Origin of the sequence: Nocardioides segetis, from assembly GCF_051390595.1 — a bacterium.
Lineage (GTDB): Bacteria > Actinomycetota > Actinomycetes > Propionibacteriales > Nocardioidaceae > Nocardioides.
Genome location: NZ_JBNINR010000004.1, coordinates 385423 through 404621, shown reverse-complemented (window position 1 = coordinate 404621; position 19199 = coordinate 385423). Strand labels below are relative to the sequence as shown.

19 protein-coding genes and 2 tRNA genes are annotated in these 19199 nt (G+C 72.6%); 14 read left to right on the top strand and 7 right to left on the bottom strand.

Annotation, left to right across the window (positions count from 1 at the left end):
- The first annotated feature begins 46 nt into the window (after positions 1-46).
- The 6 genes from ACPZVR_RS10350 (at position 47) to tig (ending at position 4233) form a co-directional block, all read left to right on the top strand.
- The gene (locus ACPZVR_RS10350) at positions 47-568 is read left to right on the top strand and encodes a ribose-5-phosphate isomerase (RefSeq protein WP_436699494.1); all 522 of its coding nucleotides are present in this window, start codon (positions 47-49) and stop codon (positions 566-568) included.
- Positions 568-1434 carry an Fpg/Nei family DNA glycosylase gene (locus tag ACPZVR_RS10345; RefSeq protein WP_436699493.1) on the top strand — a complete coding sequence of 289 codons (867 nt, stop codon included), beginning with the start codon at positions 568-570 and terminating at the stop codon, positions 1432-1434. Before ACPZVR_RS10350 ends, ACPZVR_RS10345 begins: the two co-directional genes overlap by 1 nt.
- Positions 1386-2480 (top strand): PP2C family protein-serine/threonine phosphatase, encoded by a 1095-nt coding sequence (locus tag ACPZVR_RS10340; RefSeq protein WP_436699492.1) that lies wholly within the window; start codon positions 1386-1388, stop codon positions 2478-2480. The genes ACPZVR_RS10345 and ACPZVR_RS10340 overlap by 49 nt, the downstream gene beginning before the upstream one ends.
- A 116-nt stretch (positions 2481-2596) precedes the next feature.
- Positions 2597-2667, top strand: a tRNA-Gly gene (locus ACPZVR_RS10335).
- 39 nt (positions 2668-2706) lie between these two features.
- Positions 2707-2779: transfer RNA gene (locus tag ACPZVR_RS10330), tRNA-Pro, on the top strand.
- Between the two features lie 77 nt (positions 2780-2856).
- Positions 2857-4233, top strand: coding sequence for a trigger factor (gene tig / locus ACPZVR_RS10325; protein ID WP_436699491.1), 1377 nt, complete (start codon positions 2857-2859; stop codon positions 4231-4233).
- A gap of 89 nt (positions 4234-4322) precedes the next feature.
- Here the strand turns inward: tig and ACPZVR_RS10320 are convergent, their stop codons facing one another.
- Positions 4323-5081 (bottom strand): class I SAM-dependent methyltransferase, encoded by a 759-nt coding sequence (locus ACPZVR_RS10320; protein ID WP_436699490.1) that lies wholly within the window; start codon positions 5079-5081, stop codon positions 4323-4325.
- A 65-nt stretch (positions 5082-5146) separates the two neighbouring features.
- Between ACPZVR_RS10320 and ACPZVR_RS10315 the strand changes: the two genes are divergently transcribed.
- Both ACPZVR_RS10315 and ACPZVR_RS10310 read left to right on the top strand, forming a co-directional pair.
- A complete protein-coding gene (locus ACPZVR_RS10315; RefSeq protein ID WP_436699489.1) occupies positions 5147-6358 on the top strand; it encodes an esterase/lipase family protein in 1212 nt (403 codons plus the stop codon).
- A gap of 8 nt (positions 6359-6366) precedes the next feature.
- Positions 6367-6843, top strand: a complete 477-nt coding sequence (locus tag ACPZVR_RS10310) for an SRPBCC family protein (RefSeq protein WP_436699488.1) — start codon at positions 6367-6369, stop codon at positions 6841-6843.
- Positions 6844-6864: 21 nt separating this feature from the next.
- Here the strand turns inward: ACPZVR_RS10310 and ACPZVR_RS10305 are convergent, their stop codons facing one another.
- Positions 6865-8280, bottom strand: coding sequence for a hypothetical protein (locus tag ACPZVR_RS10305; RefSeq protein ID WP_436699487.1), 1416 nt, complete (start codon positions 8278-8280; stop codon positions 6865-6867).
- Between the two features lie 170 nt (positions 8281-8450).
- Between ACPZVR_RS10305 and ACPZVR_RS10300 the strand changes: the two genes are divergently transcribed.
- The 3 genes from ACPZVR_RS10300 to clpX all read left to right on the top strand — a co-directional run bounded on the left by ACPZVR_RS10300 (position 8451) and on the right by clpX (position 11082).
- Positions 8451-9056, top strand: coding sequence for an ATP-dependent Clp protease proteolytic subunit (locus ACPZVR_RS10300; protein ID WP_282403626.1), 606 nt, complete (start codon positions 8451-8453; stop codon positions 9054-9056).
- A gap of 11 nt (positions 9057-9067) precedes the next feature.
- On the top strand, positions 9068-9676 hold the full coding sequence (locus ACPZVR_RS10295; RefSeq protein WP_282403627.1) for an ATP-dependent Clp protease proteolytic subunit: 609 nt from the start codon (positions 9068-9070) through the stop codon (positions 9674-9676).
- A gap of 119 nt (positions 9677-9795) precedes the next feature.
- On the top strand, positions 9796-11082 hold the full coding sequence (clpX, locus tag ACPZVR_RS10290; RefSeq protein ID WP_436699486.1) for an ATP-dependent Clp protease ATP-binding subunit ClpX: 1287 nt from the start codon (positions 9796-9798) through the stop codon (positions 11080-11082).
- A gap of 109 nt (positions 11083-11191) precedes the next feature.
- Here the strand turns inward: clpX and valS are convergent, their stop codons facing one another.
- The gene (gene valS, locus ACPZVR_RS10285; protein ID WP_436699485.1) at positions 11192-13810 is read right to left on the bottom strand and encodes a valine--tRNA ligase; all 2619 of its coding nucleotides are present in this window, start codon (positions 13808-13810) and stop codon (positions 11192-11194) included.
- A gap of 57 nt (positions 13811-13867) precedes the next feature.
- On the opposite strand from valS, the gene ACPZVR_RS10280 reads away from it, so the two are divergent.
- Complete coding sequence (locus tag ACPZVR_RS10280) at positions 13868-15061, top strand: SpoIID/LytB domain-containing protein (protein WP_436699484.1); 1194 nt, start codon at positions 13868-13870, stop codon at positions 15059-15061.
- Here the strand turns inward: ACPZVR_RS10280 and ACPZVR_RS10275 are convergent.
- Complete coding sequence (locus ACPZVR_RS10275; RefSeq protein WP_436699483.1) at positions 15021-16217, bottom strand: benzoate/H(+) symporter BenE family transporter; 1197 nt, start codon at positions 16215-16217, stop codon at positions 15021-15023. The two genes, ACPZVR_RS10280 and ACPZVR_RS10275, sit on opposite strands and share 41 nt — an antisense overlap.
- A gap of 65 nt (positions 16218-16282) precedes the next feature.
- On the opposite strand from ACPZVR_RS10275, the gene ACPZVR_RS10270 reads away from it, so the two are divergent.
- A complete protein-coding gene (locus ACPZVR_RS10270) occupies positions 16283-16831 on the top strand; it encodes a helix-turn-helix domain-containing protein (protein ID WP_436699482.1) in 549 nt (182 codons plus the stop codon).
- An 89-nt stretch (positions 16832-16920) separates the two neighbouring features.
- Here ACPZVR_RS10270 and ACPZVR_RS10265 read toward each other — a convergent pair whose 3' ends face one another.
- Both ACPZVR_RS10265 and ACPZVR_RS10260 read right to left on the bottom strand, forming a co-directional pair.
- Positions 16921-17286 carry a DUF4873 domain-containing protein gene (locus ACPZVR_RS10265; protein ID WP_436699481.1) on the bottom strand — a complete coding sequence of 122 codons (366 nt, stop codon included), beginning with the start codon at positions 17284-17286 and terminating at the stop codon, positions 16921-16923.
- The gene (locus ACPZVR_RS10260; RefSeq protein WP_436699480.1) at positions 17283-17972 is read right to left on the bottom strand and encodes a TetR/AcrR family transcriptional regulator; all 690 of its coding nucleotides are present in this window, start codon (positions 17970-17972) and stop codon (positions 17283-17285) included. The genes ACPZVR_RS10265 and ACPZVR_RS10260 overlap by 4 nt, the downstream gene beginning before the upstream one ends.
- Before the next feature lie 71 nt (positions 17973-18043).
- Between ACPZVR_RS10260 and ACPZVR_RS10255 the strand changes: the two genes are divergently transcribed.
- Positions 18044-18952, top strand: coding sequence for an AurF N-oxygenase family protein (locus ACPZVR_RS10255; protein WP_436699479.1), 909 nt, complete (start codon positions 18044-18046; stop codon positions 18950-18952).
- Here the strand turns inward: ACPZVR_RS10255 and ACPZVR_RS10250 are convergent.
- Positions 18942-19187 carry a hypothetical protein gene (locus ACPZVR_RS10250; RefSeq protein WP_436699478.1) on the bottom strand — a complete coding sequence of 82 codons (246 nt, stop codon included), beginning with the start codon at positions 19185-19187 and terminating at the stop codon, positions 18942-18944. The two genes, ACPZVR_RS10255 and ACPZVR_RS10250, sit on opposite strands and share 11 nt — an antisense overlap.
- Between the last annotated feature and the right edge of the window lie 12 nt (positions 19188-19199).

Below are 19199 nucleotides of genomic sequence, written 5' to 3'. Positions count from 1 at the left end.
GCCGCCTCCCGCCGCGCCGCCGACGCACTCCTGAGAGGATGGGACCATGCGCGTTCACCTCGGCTGCGACCATGCCGGCCTCGAGCTCAAGTCCCACCTCACCGGCTGGCTGACCGAGCACGGCTACGAGCCGGTCGACCACGGCCCGTTCGTCTACGACGCGCTCGACGACTATCCGGTGTTCTGCCTGCGCGCGGCCGAGGGTGTGCGCGCCGATCGTGAGGCGGGGCTCGACAGTCTCGGCGTCGTGATCGGCGGCTCCGGCAACGGCGAGCAGATCGCGGCCAACAAGGTGCGCGGCGTCCGCGCCGCCCTCGCCTGGTCGGAGGACACCGCCGCCCTGGCCCGGGAGCACAACGACGCCTGGGTCGTCGCCGTCGGCGGCCGGATGCACACCCTCGACGAGATGACGCGGCTGGTGGAGGTCTTCTTGACCACCCCGTTCCCCGGCGACGAGCGCCACGTGCGGCGCATCGGCCAGCTGTCGTCGTACGAGACCACCGGCGACCTGCCGCCCCTGCCCGCCTCAGCCCTGGGGAAGGGGCAGCTCGGGCCCGGCCGGGCCTGATGCCCGAGGGGCACACCCTCCATCGCCTCGCCGGCGAGCTGACCGCGGTCTTCGGGGGGAGCCGCGTGCGCGTCGGCAGCCCGCAGGGCCGCTTCGCCGAGTCGGCGGCCCAGCTCGACGGCGCCCTCCTGGTCGACGCCGAGGCCTGGGGCAAGCAGCTGTTCGTCCGCTTCGAGGGCGAGCGGTTCGTGCACGTCCACCTGGGCCTCTACGGCACGTTCGCGGTCCACGACGACCTCGAGCCCGGCGCGGAGGTCCCGCCGCCGGTGGGCCAGGTGCGCCTGCGCCTGGTGCGCCCGGCGACGGGCACCCGGCCGGCGGCGTACGGCGACCTGCGCGGCGCGACCACCTGTGCGCTCGAGACGGCGGCCCAGCGCGACGCCGTCGTCGCCCGCTCCGGCCCCGACCCGCTGCGTCCCGATGGCGACCCGGACCGCGCCTGGGCGCGGATCAGCCGGAGCACCGCCCCGATCGGCACGCTGCTGATGGACCAGGCCGTCCTGGCCGGAGTCGGCAACGTCTACCGTGCCGAGATCCTGTTCCGGCACCGCATCCATCCCCTGCGCCCGGGTCGCACGCTTCGCAGCACGCAGTGGCGCGCGATCTGGGACGATCTGGTCGTGCTGATGCGGGAGGGCGTGCGGACCGGGCGGATCGACACCGTCCGGCCCGAGCACACCCCGGAGGCGATGGGCCGGGCCCCGCGCGTCGACGACCACGGCGGCGAGGTCTACGTCTACCGGCGGACCGGCCAGGCCTGTCACGTCTGCGGCAGCGCCGTCCGCTCCGAGGTCCTCGGTGGGCGCAACCTGTTCTGGTGCGCGCGCTGCCAGCCGGTGTTCCGGTCGCGGGCCGGTCGCTCATGATGGGCGCCGGGCGGCGATGGGCGCTGACCGACATCGGCACCGCCTGCGCACTCGGCGCACTGGCGGTCGCGATGGTCGTGGCGATCGGGATGTTCCCCGACGACGTGCCGGTCAACCTGGTGTTCGTGCCGCTGGTCCTCGGCGTGCTGTTCCTCAACAACCGGATCCTGCCCTGGTTCGGCGGGTTCATCGTGGCGGCGCTCACCTGCGCGGCCGTCCTGGAGCGCGAGATCTCGGCGCGCATCGCCGTCGCCCTGCTGGTGATGTACGTGATCACCTTCCTGGTGATCGGGCTGTCGCTGCGCCGCGGCGCGGGCGGGGTGGGGCCGCTGCGGGGGCAGTCGATGCTGGTCGACCTGCGCGACCGGATCCTCGCCCAGGGCGAGATCCCGGAGCTCCCGGACTCCTGGCTCGTGGAGTCGGCGCTGTCCTCGGCCGGCGGCTCGCCGTTCGCCGGCGACTTCGTGGTCGCCACCGGCGCCGACCGCGGCCGGCGGATCGAGCTGGTCGTCGTGGACGTGTCGGGCAAGGGGGAGGCGGCCGGCACCCGCGCCCTCCAGCTGTCCGGCGCGATGGGGGGCCTGGTCGCCGCGCTTCCTCCCGAACGCTTCCTCCCGGCCGCCAACGACTATCTCCTCCAGCGATCGTGGGAGGAGGGCTTCGCGACGGCGGTCCACGTCTCGGTCGACCTGGCGACCGGCGCCTTCGAGCTCCGCTCGGCGGGGCACCCGCCCGCGCTCCAGCGCGAGGCGGGCTCGGGCCGGTGGAAGCCGCTGCGCCCCGAAGGACCGGTCCTCGGCATCGTCGAGGACGCCGAGTTCGGCTGCCACCGTGGCCGGCTGGCACCGGGCGACAGCCTGCTGCTCTACACCGACGGCATGGTGGAGGAGCCCCGGCGCGACATCGACCTCGGCATCGACCACATGATGGGGGAGGCGGAGTCGCTGCTGCGCGGCTCCTGGGACGGACTGGCCCGGCGCCTGGTCGGCGCCGTCGGCTCACCCGACGACGACCGCGCCCTGCTGGTCGTCCACCGGCGGCCCTAGGCCGGGAGGCACACCCGAGGGATGGTCCGGGTGGCGGCCTCGGTTGGGGCGGGCACCCGGCGGTGTGGCACGATTGCGCGTGGTCATCGGCCGCGCGTGAGCGCGGCCCGACGTCCGGGGATGTAGCTCAATGGTAGAGCCTCAGTCTTCCAAACTGATTACGCGGGTTCGATTCCCGTCATCCCCTCGAAGTGCGGTCCGGCGGCCCGACCGGCGGGCCGTTCCGCGGGGCGTAGCGTAGTGGCTAGCGCGCCTGCTTTGGGAGCAGGAGACCGCAGGTTCGAGTCCTGTCGCCCCGACAGATCAACCCCGATCAACCCGATCGCGGCGGGCACCCACGGCCCGCGCACCACCCACTGACAGTAGGAGAACACCTGTGAAGAGCGCCGTCGAGACCTTGAGCCCGACCCGGGCCAAGCTGACCGTCGAGGTGCCCTTCGAGGAGCTCAAGCCGAGCCTCGACGCGGCGTACCAGAAGATCGCGAAGCAGATCAACGTCCCCGGCTTCCGCCGTGGCAAGGTGCCGCCGCAGGTCATCGACCGCCAGATCGGCCGCGGCGTGGTCCTCGACGAGGCCGTCAACGACGTGCTGCCGAAGGCCTACGTCGAGGCGCTGCAGGAGAACAGCCTCACCCCGCTCGCGCAGCCCGAGATCGAGGTGACCAGGTTCGAGGACAACGACGCGCTCGAGTTCACCGCCGAGGTCGACGTCAAGCCCGAGATCGAGCTGCCGGCGTACGACGGACTCGAGGCCGGCGTCGAGGACCTCGCCGTGACCGACGACGACGTCGCCGAGCAGGTCGACGCGCTCCGGGAGCGCTTCGGGACCCTCATCGACGTCGAGCGCCCGGCCCAGGACGGCGACTTCGTCGTCATCGACCTGGTCGCCACCAACGACGGCGAGGTCGTCGAGGGCGCCGAGATCTCCGGTTTCTCCTACAAGGTCGGCAACGGCGGCATGATCGAGGGCCTCGACGAGGCGCTGGCCGGCATGGCGGTCGACGAGGAGAAGACCTTCACCACCCAGCTCGTCTCCGGCGACCTGGTCGGCCAGGACGTCGAGGTCACGGTCAAGGTCACCCAGGTCCAGGAGCAGGAGCTCCCCGAGCTCGACGACGACTTCGCCCAGGAGGCCTCGGAGTTCGACACCCTCGATGAGCTGCGCGAGGACGTCCGCGAGCGGCTGACCCGCGGCAAGCGGCTCGAGCAGGCCGCGGCCGCTCGCGACGCCGTGCTCGAGGCGCTGCTGGAGAAGGTCGAGATCCCGCTGCCCGAGTCCATGGTCACCGAGGAGCTCAACGCCCGCCGCGCCAACCTCGAGCAGCAGCTCGTCATGGCCGGCATGACGCTCGAGAAGTACCTCGAGGACGAGTCGCAGACCCAGGAGGAGTTCGAGGCCGACCTCGAGCGCCGGGTGCGTGACGCGGTCGCCGCGCAGTTCCTCCTCGACGAGATCGCCGACAAGGAGGAGATGGGCGTCGACCAGGGCGAGCTGACCCAGCACATGATGCGCCGCGCCCAGCAGTCCGGCCAGGACCCGCAGGAGTTCGTCAACCACATGTTCGAGCACAACCACGTGCCCGAGCTGGTCCAGGAGATCCGCCGCGGCAAGGCGCTCCAGCTCCTCGTCGAGGGGGCGACGGTCAAGGACGGCTCCGGCAACGTCGTCGAGCTGAAGAACCTGCAGGCCGACGGCACCATCGGCGAGCCCGCCGAGGAGACCGAGGAGACCGAGGCTCCCGCCGAGGCCTGACCGGCACCCGTTCCACCGTTCGCACCCGGCATTCGGGTCGTGCTCCCCGCGGAGTCGCGACCGGGATGCCGGGTGCGGCGTTCTCGGGATCAGCGCCGGGCTTCCACCAGGTGCCGCGTCGCATGCGCGACGAACGGCCGACCCGCGCGTAACTGCTCGTCGAGCGCCAGCAGTCGGTCCCGGTAGCGCTCGACGGTGAAGTCGGACACCCACCACACGCACTTCCGCAGCAGCCACACGACCGCGCCGACGTCGTACAGCTCCATCCGACAGTGGGCGGCGCGCAGGTCGACCACGGTCAGCCCGGCCTGCTCGGCGGCGCGCCGCTCGTCCTCCGGGTCCCGGGCCCGTCGCTCCTCGGGGAGCGGGCCCAGGAACCACTCGATCAGCTCGAACGCCGACGCCGGGCCGACGTGCTGGGCGAGGTACTGGCCGCCGGGCCGCAGCACGCGGGCGATCTCGGCCCAGTCGGGCGCCACCGGATGGCGGGCGGTGACCAGATCGAAGGAGGCGTCCGGGAAGGGCAGTGGCTGTCCGGCCGCGACCTCGACGACCTCCACGCCTCGCGGACCCAGGAGCCTCCTGGCGCGTTCGGCGTTGGGCGGCCACCCCTCGGTCACCACCATCCGGCCGGGCAGTGCGGGTGCCTCGGCGACCACCTCGCCGCCGCCGGTGTCGAGGTCCAGCGCAGCGCCGTGGTCCCCGATGCCGGCGAGACGGTCGGCCAGCAGACGGGCGTAGCCCCACGGCGGACGCTCCTCGCTGGCCCGGCCGTCCAGCCAGCCGAAGCCCCAACCGCTCACGTCGGCCCGATCCGCCTCCGCCACCAGCTCCTCGAACGCGCGCACCCGAGCGAGGGTGTCACATCGTAGTGAGTGTACGACTGTGCACTGGGATCGCTAGGCTGTCCGGCGTGACCACCGCCCCGACCGTCGTCGACGCACTCTCGCTGGGCGCGGCCGTCCTCGACGACCTGGTCGTGGCCACCGCTCGCGACACCCACGGCGCGATCTCCCGCCGCGCCCACGCCGTGGTCGGCCGCGGTCTGGGTCCGGCCGGACGTCCGGCCGAGGTGCTGCACCGGGGCATCACCGGCGTCGTGTACGGCGCCGTGGGGATCTCGCTGCGCGGTGCGAGTGCCGGGCTCGCGCGCCTGGCGGAGTCGGGCGCCGGCCCGGCGCTGGAGGAGGGGCCCCGGGGCCGGTTCGTCAACGCCGCGGTCAACGGCCTGATCGGCGAGGAGCTGCGCCGGGACCGTCCGCGGCTCGCGATCGAGATGGGCGTGCGCCGCGAGGGACGCGACGTCCCGCTCACCCCGGAGGGCGTCGCCGCCGCCTTCCCGGAGGCCACCGGGCGGCTCGTGGTCTTCCTGCACGGTCTGTGCGAGAACGAGGACTACTGGCGCCGCCACCGGGATCGGGTCGGCGCGACGTACGGCGAGCGCCTGGCCGCCCGCGGCTGGACGCCCGTCTACCTGCGCGCCAACACCGGCCTGCCGCTGCGCGAGAACGGCGTGGTGCTGGCCTCCCTGATGCAGCGGCTCGTCGACGCCTGGCCGAGCGAGGTCGGCCGGATCGCGCTGGTCGGCCACTCGCTCGGCGGGCTGGTCCTGCGCGCCTCGTCGGCTGTCGTCGCCGAGGGCGCCGCCCCGGCCCCCTGGACCCGCCTGGTGAGCGACGTGGTCACCCTCGGCACCCCGCACCTGGGGTCGTGGTTCGCGGTCGGGGCCGATCACGCCAGCCGTGCGCTGGCCCGGGCTCCGGAGGTGGCCGCCTTCGGGCGGATCATCGACCGCCAGGCACCCGGCATCCACGACCTGATCGAGGGCCTCGCCGAGGACGTGCCCCCGCTGCCGCACGCCCGCTACCGGCTGGTCACGGCCACCCTCACCCGCTCGCCGCGGCATCCGGTGGCGCGGGCCGTCGGAGACCTGCTCGTCACGCCGCGCTCGGCGGCCGGTCGCGACCGGTGGGGGACCGAGCTGTTCCCCGGCGCCGAGGTCCTCCACCTCGGCCGCACCGACCACTTCGGTCTGCTCAACCACCCCGAGGTCCACACCGCGCTGGACCGCTGGCTGGCATCTCCTCCCGTGGCAGGTGGTGGCACCGGACGCGCGGGGCCATGATGGCGAGCATGACGACGAACGCCGCGCGCGAGCTGCGCGCCGAGGCCGTGATCGACGCGCCACCGGCGCACGTGTGGGCGCTGTTGACCGACTTCGGGCAGCTGGCGGATTGGAGCCCGGAGACGGTGCGGATGGTGCCGCTCAAGCGGGGCGGCCTGCGGGTGGGGCAGTGGTACCTCGGCATCAATCGCCGCAAGGCCGTCGTGTGGCCGACCCGCTCGGTCGTCGCCGACGTCCGGCCGGAGCGCCGGCTTGTGTGGGACACGCCGTCCAGCGGCACCCAGTGGGTCTGGGAGCTCGAGCCCGACGCCGCCGACGCGGGGCGGACCCGGGTGGTGCACCGCAGGCCGGTGCCCCGCACGCTGAGCCTCGGCAGCCGGATCGTGGCGCCGCTGCTGCTGGGCGGCACCGACGCCCACGCCGACGAGCTCGAGGCCGGTATGGCGACCACCCTCGCCGGGCTCAAGGCCGCGGCGGAACGCTAGCGCCGCCGCGCCCCGAGGGCCTCAGCCGGGGAAGTCCGTGAACCCGACCAGGGTGGTCGCGCCCAGCGCCCACACCGCGCCCGCCGAGACATAGGGACCCCCGAGCGGAAGCCCGTCCTCGTTGCCCGCGCGGGCGGCCTCGGACACGTCCTCCGACCACGCGACCTCGCCGGTGACGCGGTCGATGGCGTGGACGAACCACGAGGACTCGAAGTCGGTCTCGACCTGGACGAAGGCGTCGGGGGTCTCGGTCGGCGCGACGTCGCTGCCCGGGCCGGACCACAGCGTCTCGCCGGTGGCGGCGTCGAGGTAGGTCGTGGTCATCTTCCCCGCCTTGGTGTCGAAGCCGGTCACGGCGACCTGGGCGCGGTCGGCGGTCCAGCGCCAGCCGGACAGCTCGTCACCGAGGTCGGGCCGCTCCCAGACCGCCTCGCCGGTGGCGACGTCGTAGAGCGTGGAGCCGACCCCGATGCGGCCCTCGGGGGAGACCAGGCGGTCGTCCTGGCTGTCCCACGGCTGCCCGGACCGCTCGAACAGGACCTGGCCGTCGCGGGAGACCTCGATCCGGTCGTTGCCGAACCCGCGGCGGACCGTCCACGGCCGATCGAGGAAGGAGCTCTTGCCGAGGTGGGCGCTGCCGAGCACCTCGCCGGTGGCCCGGTCGAGCTCGAACTGGGTCGCGTCGGGCTGGCCGGACGGGGTGTCCTTCCAGGCGGCGACCGAGACGGCCTCCCCGCTGAGGTCGAGCGCGGGCGACCCGGCACCGAGGCCGGTCAGCTCCTCGACGGCGGCCGGTCCGTCCGGCCACACGCTCGCGAGCGTCGTGGCGTCGAGGGCCGCGACCGCGAACGGCGGGGGATAGGCGCTCTCGTCGGCACCGGGGGGCGTCACGACGAGATAGAGGACGCCGTCGTCGAGCACCGGTGCGCTGCCCGGGGCCGGGGTCACGTCGGCGCCGGTGCCGGCGCCGCCCGACGTGGCGTCGACGCGGACCAGCGCGTCGCCGCGGGTGCAGTAGAGCGACGCGTGGTCCGGGGTCCAGCAGCTGCCGAAGTCCGTGCCGCGCCACAGGACCGTGCCGTCCGCGGAGACGCCGACCAGCAGCGGAGGCGCGTCGCCACTGCTCTGGTCGGCCACCGCGGTCACCAGCACATCGCCCACGACGACGGCCGAGGGACCGGCGACCTCGTCGTCGCCCGCGGGCGTTAGCGGGGCGAACCGGCCGTTCGGGACGACGTCGTCGGCCCGCAGCTCCCAGGTCGTCCCGGGCTCGTGGAGCACGGCGGCCGCGGCCGCCGTGGGGCTCTCGGCGCCGTCGCCGGTCCGATCGGGGCCGTCGCCGCCCGGGTCCCCGCCCCCGTCGCAGGCGCCGAGCGCGAGGCCGGCCCCCAGCGTGAGGGCGGCGACCAGCCGCCCGGTGGGTGAACCCGTGGACATGGGACCTCCTGAGACGGTCGGGCGCTGCGTCCCGGCAGGCTACCGGTGCGCACCCGATCACAAATCTGCTGTCGGCGAACAGTGGCGCCCAACGCGTGGATCTGTCTCCCGCTCCGGCTAGTGTCACCCGCGTGACTCAGTTTTCCGCTGGCCCCGCGCGTGGGCCCGAGATGAACGGTGGAGCCGGTCTCAACCTGCTCGACGACAACATCTACAGCCGGCTGCTCCGCGAGCGGATCGTGTTCCTCGGCTCCGAGGTGCGCGACCAGAACGCCAACGCGATCTGCGCCCAGCTGCTGCTGCTCTCGGCGGAGGACCCCGAGGCGGACATCTTCCTCCACATCAACTCCCCGGGCGGCTCCGTCGACGCCGGCATGGCGATCTACGACACCATGAACTACATCCCCAACGACGTCGCCACGGTCGGCATGGGCCTGGCCGCCTCGATGGGCCAGTTCCTGCTCTGCGCCGGCGCGAAGGGCAAGCGCTACGCGCTCCCGCACGCGCGTATCATGATGCACCAGCCGTCGTCGGGCATGGGCGGCTCGGCGTCCGACATCAAGATCCAGGCGCAGCAGTCGCTGCACATCAAGAAGGTGCTCCTCGACCTCATCGCCGAGCACACCGGCCAGAGCGTCGAGCAGGTCACCGAGGACGCCGACCGCGATCGCTGGTTCACCGCGCAGGAAGCGCTGGAGTACGGCCTGGTCGACAAGGTGGTCAAGAGCGCCAAGGAAGCCTCCGACGAGGGCCGCCCGGCCCACAAGAAGGACTGAGTGATCAAGGCATGAACTACTACATCCCGCAGTGGGAAGAGCGGACCTCCTACGGCTTCCGCCGGATCGACCCCTACGCCAAGCTGTTCGAGGACCGCATCATCTACCTCGGCACGCCGATCTCCGATGACGTCGCCAACGCGGTCATCGCCCAGCTGCTGTGCCTGCAGTCGATGAACCCCGACCAGGACATCAGCATCTACATCAACAGCCCCGGCGGCTCGTTCACGGCGCTGACCGCGATCTACGACACGATCCAGTTCATCAAGCCCGACGTGCAGACCGTGTGCATCGGCCAGGCGGCCTCGGCGGCGGCGATCCTGCTCGCCGCGGGTGCCAAGGGCAAGCGACTCGCGCTGCCCAACAGCCGGATCCTGATCCACCAGCCCTACACCGAGGGCACCTTCGGCCAGACCTCGGACATCGAGATCCAGGCCAACGAGATCCTCCGCATGCGCGAGCTGCTCGAGAAGATGATCAGCGACCACTCCGGGAAGTCGATCGACGAGGTCAGCCGCGACATCGAGCGCGACAAGATCCTCACCGCCCAGGGCGCGATCGAGTACGGCCTGATCGACGCCGTGCTGGAGTCGCTCAAGCAGACCCCCGCCCTGGCCTGAGTCCGGACGGACCAGGCGACCGAGACGACGACGAATGACCCGACCGTACCCCTCGTGTCACGCTCCCGCGGGAGCGCGTCAGGCGGTACGGTCGGGGAGTTCGATTGTGAGGAGGACCCGTGGCACGCATCGGTGACGGTGGCGACCTGTTGAAGTGCTCGTTCTGCGGCAAGAGCCAGAAGCAGGTCAAGAAGCTCATCGCTGGTCCGGGTGTCTACATCTGCGATGAGTGCATCGACCTGTGCAACGAGATCATCGAGGAGGAGCTCGCCGAGGGCTCCGAGGTCGAGCTCGCCGACCTGCCGAAGCCCAAGGAGATCTTCGAGTTCCTCAACTCCTACGTCATCGGGCAGGAGCAGGCCAAGAAGTCGCTCGCGGTCGCGGTCTACAACCACTACAAGCGGGTCCAAGCCGGCGTCCAGGCGATCGGCGGTGCGTCGGGCAAGCACAGCAAGGACGAGGTCGTCGAGGTGGCCAAGTCCAACATCCTCGTCATCGGTCCGACCGGGTGCGGCAAGACCTATCTCGCCCAGACCCTGGCCCGGATGCTCAACGTCCCGTTCGCGATCGCGGACGCGACAGCGCTGACCGAGGCCGGCTACGTCGGCGAGGACGTCGAGAACATCCTTCTCAAGCTGATCCAGGCCGCCGACTACGACGTCAAGAAGGCCGAGACCGGCATCATCTACATCGACGAGATCGACAAGGTCGCCCGCAAGGCCGAGAACCCGTCGATCACCCGCGACGTCTCCGGTGAGGGCGTCCAGCAGGCGCTGCTGAAGATCATCGAGGGCACCACCGCCTCGGTGCCGCCGCAGGGCGGCCGCAAGCACCCGCACCAGGAGTTCATCCAGATCGACACCACCAACATCCTGTTCGTGGTGGGCGGCGCCTTCGCCGGGCTCGAGCACATCATCGAGCAGCGGGTCGGCAAGAAGTCGCTGGGCTTCACCGCCGAGCCCCGCGGCCAGGCCGAGCGCGACGCCGACGACCTGCTCGCGCAGGTCCGGCCCGAGGACCTCACCAAGTTCGGCCTGATCCCCGAGTTCATCGGCCGCCTGCCGCTGATCGCCAGCGTCAGCCCGCTCGACCAGGACGCGCTCGTCCAGATCCTCACCGAGCCGCGCAACGCCCTGGTGAAGCAGTACAAGAAGCTCTTCGACCTCGACGGCGTCGAGCTGGAGTTCACCGACGACGCCGTCGCCGCGATCGCCGACAAGGCCCTCGAGCGCGGCACCGGCGCGCGCGGCCTGCGCGCCATCATCGAGGAGGTCCTCCTCCACGTGATGTACGACGTCCCCAGCCGTGGCGACGTCGAGAAGGTCGTGGTGACCAAGGAGGTCGTCGAGGACGACGTGGCGCCCACGCTGGTGCTGCGGGAGACCAAGAAGAAGAAGTCGGCCTAGCGGCTCACCCGGCGGCGACCTCGAGTCGCCGCGCGCGCAGTGGCCAGCTCCCGGAGCTGAGCGCCGACCACCGGGTCGGCGATCCGGGCCACGGCACTCGTGTCGACGGTCAGCCCTCGGCCGGCTCCTCAGCGATCTCGGCGGTGACCGACAGCTCGGTGGCGCCCTCGACGACCGTGAAGACGAGCTCGCCGACCACGTTGCCGCTGCGGCGCAGGTCGTCGGCCGCCTTCTCGGCCGCCTCGACCAGACGGGCCGGTCCGGTGACCTCGACGCGGGCCAGCGGCGCGCGCATCTTGACCTTGGCGGCGGACTTGGCGCCGCGGATGCCGGACAGGGCACCCGCCACCGCGTCGATGAGCGAGCCGTCGGAGGCGGCGGGGGAGCCGAGCTCGGCGACGGTCGGCCACGCCGCGCGGTGCACCGAGCCCTCCTGCCACCACGACCACACCTCCTCGGTCACGTAGGGGAGGAACGGCGCGAGCAGGCGGAGCTGGACCTGCAGCGCGAAGGCCAGCGTGGCCTTCGCCGAGGACGACGCGTCGCCGTCGTCGGCGTACGCGCGCTCCTTGACCAGCTCGAGGTAGTCGTCGCAGAACTCCCAGAAGAACTTCTCGCTGACCTCGAGCGCCGTCGTGTAGTCGTAGGCCTCGAACGCCTCGGTGGCACGGCGGACGACGCCGGCGAGGCGGCCCAGCAGCGCGGTGTCCACCGGCTGGCTGACGGCGGCGGCGCTGAACGTCGTCGCGCCGACGCTGCCGAGGACGAACTTCGACGCGTTGAGCACCTTCATCGCCAGTCGGCGGCCGACCTTCATCTGGGTCTCGTCGAACGGCGAGTCCAGGCCGGGGCGGGCGATGGCGGCGCGCCAGCGGACCGCGTCGGCGCCGTACTTGTCGAGGATCTCGTTGGGCACGACGACATTGCCCTTGGACTTCGACATCTTCTTGCGGTCGGGGTCGACGATGAAGCCGGAGATCATCGCGTGCGACCACGGCGCGACCTGGTTCTCGAAGTGCGCCCGCACGACGCGGCTGAACAGCCAGGTGCGGATGATGTCGTGGGCCTGCGTGGCGAGGTCCATCGGGAACACCCGCGACCACAGGTCGGGGTCGGACTCCCAGCCGCCCGCGATGTGCGGGGTGAGCGACGAGGTCGCCCAGGTGTCCATGACGTCCGGGTCGCCGATGAAGCCGCCCGGCTTGCCGCGCTGCTCCTCGGTGTAGCCGTTGGGCGCCTGGGTCGAGGGGTCGATCGGCAGCTCGGCCTCGGTGGGCAGCAGCAGCCGGGTGTAGTCGGGCTCGCCCTCGGCGTCGAGGGGGTACCAGACGGGGAAGGGGATGCCGAAGAAGCGCTGCCGTGAGACCAGCCAGTCGCCGTTGAGGCCGCCGACCCAGTTGTCGTAGCGGTGCTTCATGTGCGGCGGCAGCCAGTCGATCTCGGCGCCGCGCTCGAGCATCTGCTTGCGGATCTCGCCGTCGCGCCCGCCGTTGCGGATGTACCACTGGCGGGTGGAGACGATCTCGAGCGGCTTGTCGCCCTTCTCGTAGAAGTTCGCCATCCGCTGGGTGGGCTTGGGGTCGCCGTCGAGGTCGCCGGACTCCTTGAGCTTGGCGACCATCGCCTCGCGCGCCGAGTGGACGGTCTTGCCCTGGAGGTCCTCGTACGCCGCCGCGGCGGTCTCGCCCGACAGCCACTCCGGGGTCTCCCGGGTGAACCGGCCGTCGCGGCCGATGACCGTGCGCACGGGCAGCTGCAGCTCGCGCCACCACTGCACGTCGGTGAGGTCGCCGAAGGTGCAGCACATCGCGATGCCGGCGCCCTTGTCCTTCTCGGCGGCGGCGTGGGCCAGAACGGGGATCTCCACGCCGAAGACGGGGGAGGTGACCGTGGTGCCGAACAGGTCCTGGTAGCGCTCGTCGTCGGGGTGCGCGATGAGCGCGACGGCGCTGGCGATCAGCTCGGGGCGGGTCGTCTCGACGTACACGGGGCTGCCGTCGGGCTTGTGGTAGGCCACCCGGTGGTAGGCGCCGGCGTAGTCGCGGGCCTCCAGCTCGGCCTGCGCGACCGCGGTCTGGAAGGTGACGTCCCACAGGGTCGGCGCCTCCTGGAGGTAGGCCTCGCCGCGGGCCAGGTTGCGCAGGAAGGCCCGCTGGCTGACGGTCTGCGCCTTCGGGCCGATCGTGGTGTAGGTGGTGTTCCAGTCGACGCTGAGGCCGAGGGTGCGCCAGAGGTCCTCGAAGACCTTCTCGTCCTGCTCGACCAGCTGCTCGCACAGGGCGATGAAGTTGGGCCGGCTGATCGGGATCTGCCGCTTCGGGTCGGGCTTCTCGGGCGGCGTGAAGTCGGGGTCGTACGGCAGCGAGGGGTCGCAGCGCACGCCGAAGTAGTTCTGGACCCGGCGCTCGGTGGGCAGCCCGTTGTCGTCCCAGCCCATCGGGTAGAAGACCGACTTGCCCTGCATCCGCTGGAAGCGGGCGATGAGGTCGGTGTGGGTGTAGGAGAACACGTGCCCGACGTGCAGGCTGCCGCTCACGGTCGGCGGCGGGGTGTCGATCGCGTAGACGTTCTCGCGGGGCTGGGTGCGGTCGAAGCCGTAGGTGTCGGCGTCCTTCCACCGCTCCGCCCACTTCTCCTCGAGGCCCTCCAGCGCCGGCTTGTCCGGTACGACGACGGCGCCGGGGGCGCTGGTCGGGTCCGGGGTCTGCGTGCTGTCGAGCTCGGTCATGTTCCCAGCCTATTGCGAGCGGGTGTCCGGGGTTTAACCGGCGGCTACTCTCGGACGATGCGCCTGATCCCGGGAACCGTCACCACTCTCGTCACCGGCCTCGCGCTCGGCGTCGCCCTGCCGGCCGCCCTGCCCGGCTCGCCGCCGGCAGCCTCGGCCGCCCCTGCTGCTCCCGCGGCGGGGCCGGAGACGGTCACGCTGAGCGGGAGCGGCTGGGGGCACGGGAAGGGGCTCTCCCAGTGGGGCGCGCGGGGCGCCGCGAGCCAGGGCCTGAGCGCGGCGCAGATCCTGGACTTCTACTACCCCGGCACGCAGCCGGGGCAGGCGGGCGGCTCGGTGAAGGTGCTCATCACCGCCGACACGTCCAGCAATGTCGTGGTCCAGCACCGGGCGCGGCTGAAGGTCCGCAGCCTGGAGACCGGTCGGTCCTGGAAGCTCGGCAAGCGCGGCGCGAAGCGCTGGAAGCTGACCGCCCACGGCGGCGACACGAAGCTCTCGGTGCGGACCAACCGCTGGCGCAAGGTCCGGATCATCCCGGGGCAGGCCGAGTTCACGGCCCGGGGCGGGGCGATCCGGCTCTACGTGCCCGGCGGCTCCGCCGACTACCGCGGCCGGATCCGCTCGGTCGTCCCCACGGGTGGTCAGGGCCGCGACACGGTCAACGTCGTCGGCGTCGAGAAGTACCTGCGCGGTGTCGTCCCCTCCGAGATGCCCGCGACCTGGCACCCGCAGGCGGTGCAGGCGCAGGCGGTCGCGGCGCGCACCTACGCGATCTTCGAGCGCGACAACAACGACCGCGGGCCCTTCGACGTCTACGACACGATCCAGTCCCAGGTCTACCGCGGCGTCGCCGCCGAGCAGCCGGGTTCCGACGCGGCGATCAAGGCGACCGCGCGGCAGGTCCGCACGTACGGCGGGGCGCCGGCGTTCACCCAGTTCTCCTCGAGCAACGGCGGCTGGACGGCGCCGGGCACGCTGCCGTACCAGGTCGCGAAGGCGGATCCCTACGAGGCCGGCTCGGGCAACCCCAACAACTCCTGGTCGGTGCCGCTGACCGATGACGCGATCGAGGCGCAGTTCCCGGAGATCGGGGACTTCGAGCGGTTCGAGCTCGTCACGCATCCCGACCCGAACGCCGGCGGTCGGGTCACGGGCGTGAAGGTGGTCGGTGCCACGACCAGCACGCCCCTGACCGGCGACCAGTTCCGGGTCAGGTTCGGGCTGAGGTCGACGCTCTTCCGGCTGGCCTGAGCCCGGGTCGGCCGGCGCGTAGGAAGGCCCGCAGGAGCAGGCCGACCACGAGCGCCCAGAACGCGGCACCGATCCCGAGCACGCTGATGCCGGAGGCGGCGACGAGGAGTGTCGCCGCGGCCGGCTCCCGCTCCGCGGGCTCGGCGAGCGCGTCGCCCAGCGCGGCGCCGAGCGTGCCCAGCAGGGCGAGCCCGGCAGCCGCCTGCATCACGCCGTCCGCCGCGGCGACCACCAGCGTGGCGAGCGCCGTACTCGCGACGGCGAGCACGAGGTAGGCCACCGATGCGCTGACCGCGGCGATCCAGCGCCGGCGCGGGTCCGGTCCGGCGCCCGGCCCGGCGGCGAGAGCGGCCGTGATCGCGGCGAGGTTGATCGCGTGTCCGCCGGTCGGGGCGCCGACCACGGTGCCGATGCCGGTGACGGCGAGGGACTCCCGCCAGGGCACGCGGAAGCCGAACCCGCTCATCACCGCGGCGCCGGGCACGTTCTGGGAGGCCATCGTGACGACGTAGAGCGGCAGGGCGATGCCGACCAGCGCCGACAGGGACCAGGTCGGCGTGGTCCAGGTCAGGTGCGGCGCGAGGTCGGCGCTGTCGATGCGCGCGGTGGCGACGACCGTGACGAGGGCCACCACGAGGGCTCCGGGGACCGCCCAGCGCGGCGCGATCCGCAGGAGCAGCAGCCAGGTCACGACCAGGGGAGCGACGGCGGCGGGGGAGTCGACGAGCGCGGTGACCGGTGCCAGGCACAGCGGCAGCAGGACCCCCGCGAGCATGGCCCGCGCCAGGCTGGGCGGGATCGCCGCGACCAGGTCGCCCACCCGCGGGATCAGTGCGGTCAGCACGATGAGCACGCCGGTCGCGACGAAGGCACCGACCGCGGCCGGCCAGCCCCCGGTGACTCCCGCCGACGTGGCCAGCAGGGCCGCGCCGGGCGTCGACCAGGCCAGGGTCACCGGGATCCGGTGCCGCACGGAGAGCCAGAGCATGCCGAGGGCCTGGGTGACGAGCAGGGTGGCGAGCCCGGACGCCGCCTGCCGCGGCGTCGCCCCGACGGCGGTGAGGCCGGCGAGGCAGACGACGAAGGAGCTGCTGAAGCCGACGAGCGCGGTGACGACACCGGCCAGCACCGGGCCGTGAGTACTCTGCTCGGACACGCCGCCTCCTCGTGAACACCGACGCGGCGTTCTGTTTACAGAACACCCTAGACGGAGGAGGGCCGATGGCGCGAGCCGCAGAGGCGCCCGGCGCGGGCGCCGGGGTCGGCGCCCGGATCCGGGTCCTGCGGGAGGCCCGCGGCCTGTCCCTCTCCGCCCTGGCCGCGCAGGCCGGCATCGGCAAGGGATCCCTCTCCGAGCTGGAGACGGGCCGGCGCAACCCCACGCTCGACACGCTGTACGCCGTGGCGGCACCGCTCGGCGTACCGCTCGCCGCGTTGCTCGACGACCACGACGGCGCCGTGCTCGCCGACGACGGGATGGTCACCACCCGGGTCCGCGTGCTGCGCGAGCCCGACCGCACCACCGAGGTCTACCTGATCCGCCTCGCTCCTGGCGCCGCACGGATCTCGCCCGCGCACTCCTCAGGCGTCGAGGAGCAGCTCGTCGTGCTGTCCGGCGTCGGCGTCGTGGAGCACGACGGCCGGGCGGTGCCGGTCGGCCCCGGCGACCACGTGCGCTTCGCCGCCGACCGTCCGCACGCCTACCGGGCGGGACCCGACGCCGAGCTCGAGGCCGTCAACGTGATCGTCACACCTGTCCCACGAGTATGAGTCGGGACGAGAAAACTCACGCTGGGACGAGGAAGCTTCCTCGTCCCAGCGTGAGTTTCACCGGCCGGCCGGTGAAACTCACGCGGCGCTCAGAACGGCGGCCGCCCCGTCCCGCTCACCCGGAACCGACCCCAGGGATCGACGTCGGCGACCTTGCCGGCGGCCTCGCCGTGCGGGGTCCGCAGGGTGACGGGCGAGCCGCTGCGGACGCTGTCGAGGCGGGCGGTGGCGGCGATCCGGCCGTACCAGTGGAAGTGGCCGTCGAGGGGCTGGAAGGCGCCGCGCAGGGTCACGGTGACGGCGTGCTCCGCGCCGTCGGCCACGAGCGTCGCCGGCCCGTCGTACTCGGCCTGCGGCTCGTGCGCGACGGCCGGGTCGGTGGCGGCCGGGTCGGTGGCGGCCGGGTCGGTGGCGGCCGGGTCGGTGGCGGCCGGGTCTGTGGAGGGCGTGCTCACCGGCGTCGCTCCGTCCGGAGGGGCGTGACGCTGCCGGCGCCGCGGCCGGCGTCGAGGCGGGCCAGGTCGACGCCGCTCTCCGCTGCCGCGCCGGAGAGCGCGTGCCAGATGAAGTCGCTCAGGTAGGCCGCGGCGGCGCTGCGGGAGACGGTGTGCCGCTCCAGCCACCAGTGGCCGACGGACGTGCTGAGGCCGACCACGGCGTGTGCCCAGGGCTCGGCCGCGCCGGTGTCGCCGCCGAGATGGCGCAGCGCGTCGCCGAGCAGGCGGGTCAGCTTGGTGGCGACCTGGTCCTTGCCCGCGGCCAGCGGGTCGGTGCCGCCGGCGGGCCGGCTGAGCAGGAGGAAGGCCTGGGGATGCTCGGCGAGGGTGTCGAGGTACGCCGCCACGCCCGCGCTGACCCGGTCGCGCGCGGAGGCGGGGGCGAGCACCGCGGTGAGGACGCGCGCGAGCACCAGGTCGGCCGCCCAGGCGCCGACCGCGGCGTGCAGCTCGCCCTTGTCGGCGAAGTAGCGGTAGAGGACCGGCTTGCTCACGCCGGCCTCGGCGGCGATGTCGGCGACGGACGCGTCCGGGCCGAGCGTGTCGATCGCGCGCACGGCCGCGAGGACGAACTCCTCGCGCCGTTCGGTGCGGTGTCGGTCCCAGCGGGTCGTGCGCCCGTCGTGCTTGACGTTGGAGGCCATGGGGACCAGGGTACTAGTATCCGTTACCAGCGGTAATATGTAGTCATCACTGAGGAGCCAGGAGGCAGACCGTGACCCTCGTCGACGACGTCACCGGTGCCAGCGGGTCGGACGCGCTGGCGCAGCGCTTGCTGCGCTCGACCGCGCGCCAGTCCTACGACCCCGAGGTCGATCTCGACTGGAGCGCACCGCCCGTCCCGGGACTGTGGTGGATGCAGCCGGAGCGGATGTCGCTGTACGGCACGCCGATGTGGAAGCGACTCAGCGAGGAGCAGCGGATCACGCTCTCCATGCACGAGGTGGCGAGCATCGCCAGCGTCGGCATCTGGTTCGAGATCGTGCTCATGCAGATCCTGCTGCGCGACGCCTACAGCGCGGACCCCCGCTCGGCGCGGACCCAGTTCGCGCTCACCGAGGTCGGCGACGAGACCCGGCACACGGTGATGTTCGGCCGCGCGATCGGCGCGATGGGCGTGCCCGCCTACGGTCCCCGCCCGATGCCCCGCCGGCTCGCGAAGCTGGGACCGCTGACCTTGCGGGGCGCCAGTGCCTACGCCGGCATCCTCATCGGTGAGGAGCCGGTCGACCGCTGGCAGCGCGAGATGATGCGCGACGAGCGGATCCAGCCGCTGACCCGGATGGTCGCCCGGATCCACGTCACCGAGGAGGCCCGGCACGTCACGTTCGCACGCGACGAGCTGGAGAAGGCGGTGCGCGGCCTGAGTCGCGCGAAGCTGCGCTGGCACCAGGCGATGACCGCCCAGGTCGCCTACGTCACCATGCGCTCCCTGGTCCATCCCGACGTGTACGCCGCCGTCGGGCTCGACCCCGCCGAGGCCCGCCGCCAGGCGCTCGGCAACGAGAGCTACCGCGAGACCATCGCCTGGATGGGCGAGAAGGTGATGCCGGTGCTGCAGGCCAACGGCATGGTCGCCGAGCGCGACCGCAAGGTGTGGCGGGCCTCGCTGCTCATGCGCTGACCGCGTTGCCCGCGTCGGTCCGCGCCCGCCACCACCCGACCGTCGCGCGCATCGCGGCGTCGAAAGGCGTCGGCCGGGAGTCGAGCACGAACGGCGCCGTGAACTGGAAGCTCATCTCGGCCAGCTCGCGGGTGTCGCGGTGCACCAGGCCGAGCGTGCGCAGCGCCCCGGCGGGGATCGACCTCCCCGACGAGGTCCTCGTCGTCGGCGACCCGGCGGCGCTGTTCGAGCCCACCTCGCGACGCTC

Coding starts and splice junctions, on each gene's coding strand:
- ACPZVR_RS10310 (WP_436699488.1), top strand. CDS start 6,367: ATGACGACGAACGCCGCGCGCGAGCTGCGCGCCGAGGCCGTGATCGAC.
- ACPZVR_RS10305 (WP_436699487.1), bottom strand. CDS start 8,280: ATGTCCACGGGTTCACCCACCGGGCGGCTGGTCGCCGCCCTCACGCTG.
- ACPZVR_RS10295 (WP_282403627.1), top strand. CDS start 9,068: ATGAACTACTACATCCCGCAGTGGGAAGAGCGGACCTCCTACGGCTTC.
- ACPZVR_RS10280 (WP_436699484.1), top strand. CDS start 13,868: ATGCGCCTGATCCCGGGAACCGTCACCACTCTCGTCACCGGCCTCGCG.
- ACPZVR_RS10345 (WP_436699493.1), top strand. CDS start 568: ATGCCCGAGGGGCACACCCTCCATCGCCTCGCCGGCGAGCTGACCGCG.
- ACPZVR_RS10350 (WP_436699494.1), top strand. CDS start 47: ATGCGCGTTCACCTCGGCTGCGACCATGCCGGCCTCGAGCTCAAGTCC.
- valS (WP_436699485.1), bottom strand. CDS start 13,810: ATGACCGAGCTCGACAGCACGCAGACCCCGGACCCGACCAGCGCCCCC.
- ACPZVR_RS10270 (WP_436699482.1), top strand. CDS start 16,283: ATGGCGCGAGCCGCAGAGGCGCCCGGCGCGGGCGCCGGGGTCGGCGCC.
- ACPZVR_RS10300 (WP_282403626.1), top strand. CDS start 8,451: ATGAACGGTGGAGCCGGTCTCAACCTGCTCGACGACAACATCTACAGC.
- ACPZVR_RS10260 (WP_436699480.1), bottom strand. CDS start 17,972: ATGGCCTCCAACGTCAAGCACGACGGGCGCACGACCCGCTGGGACCGA.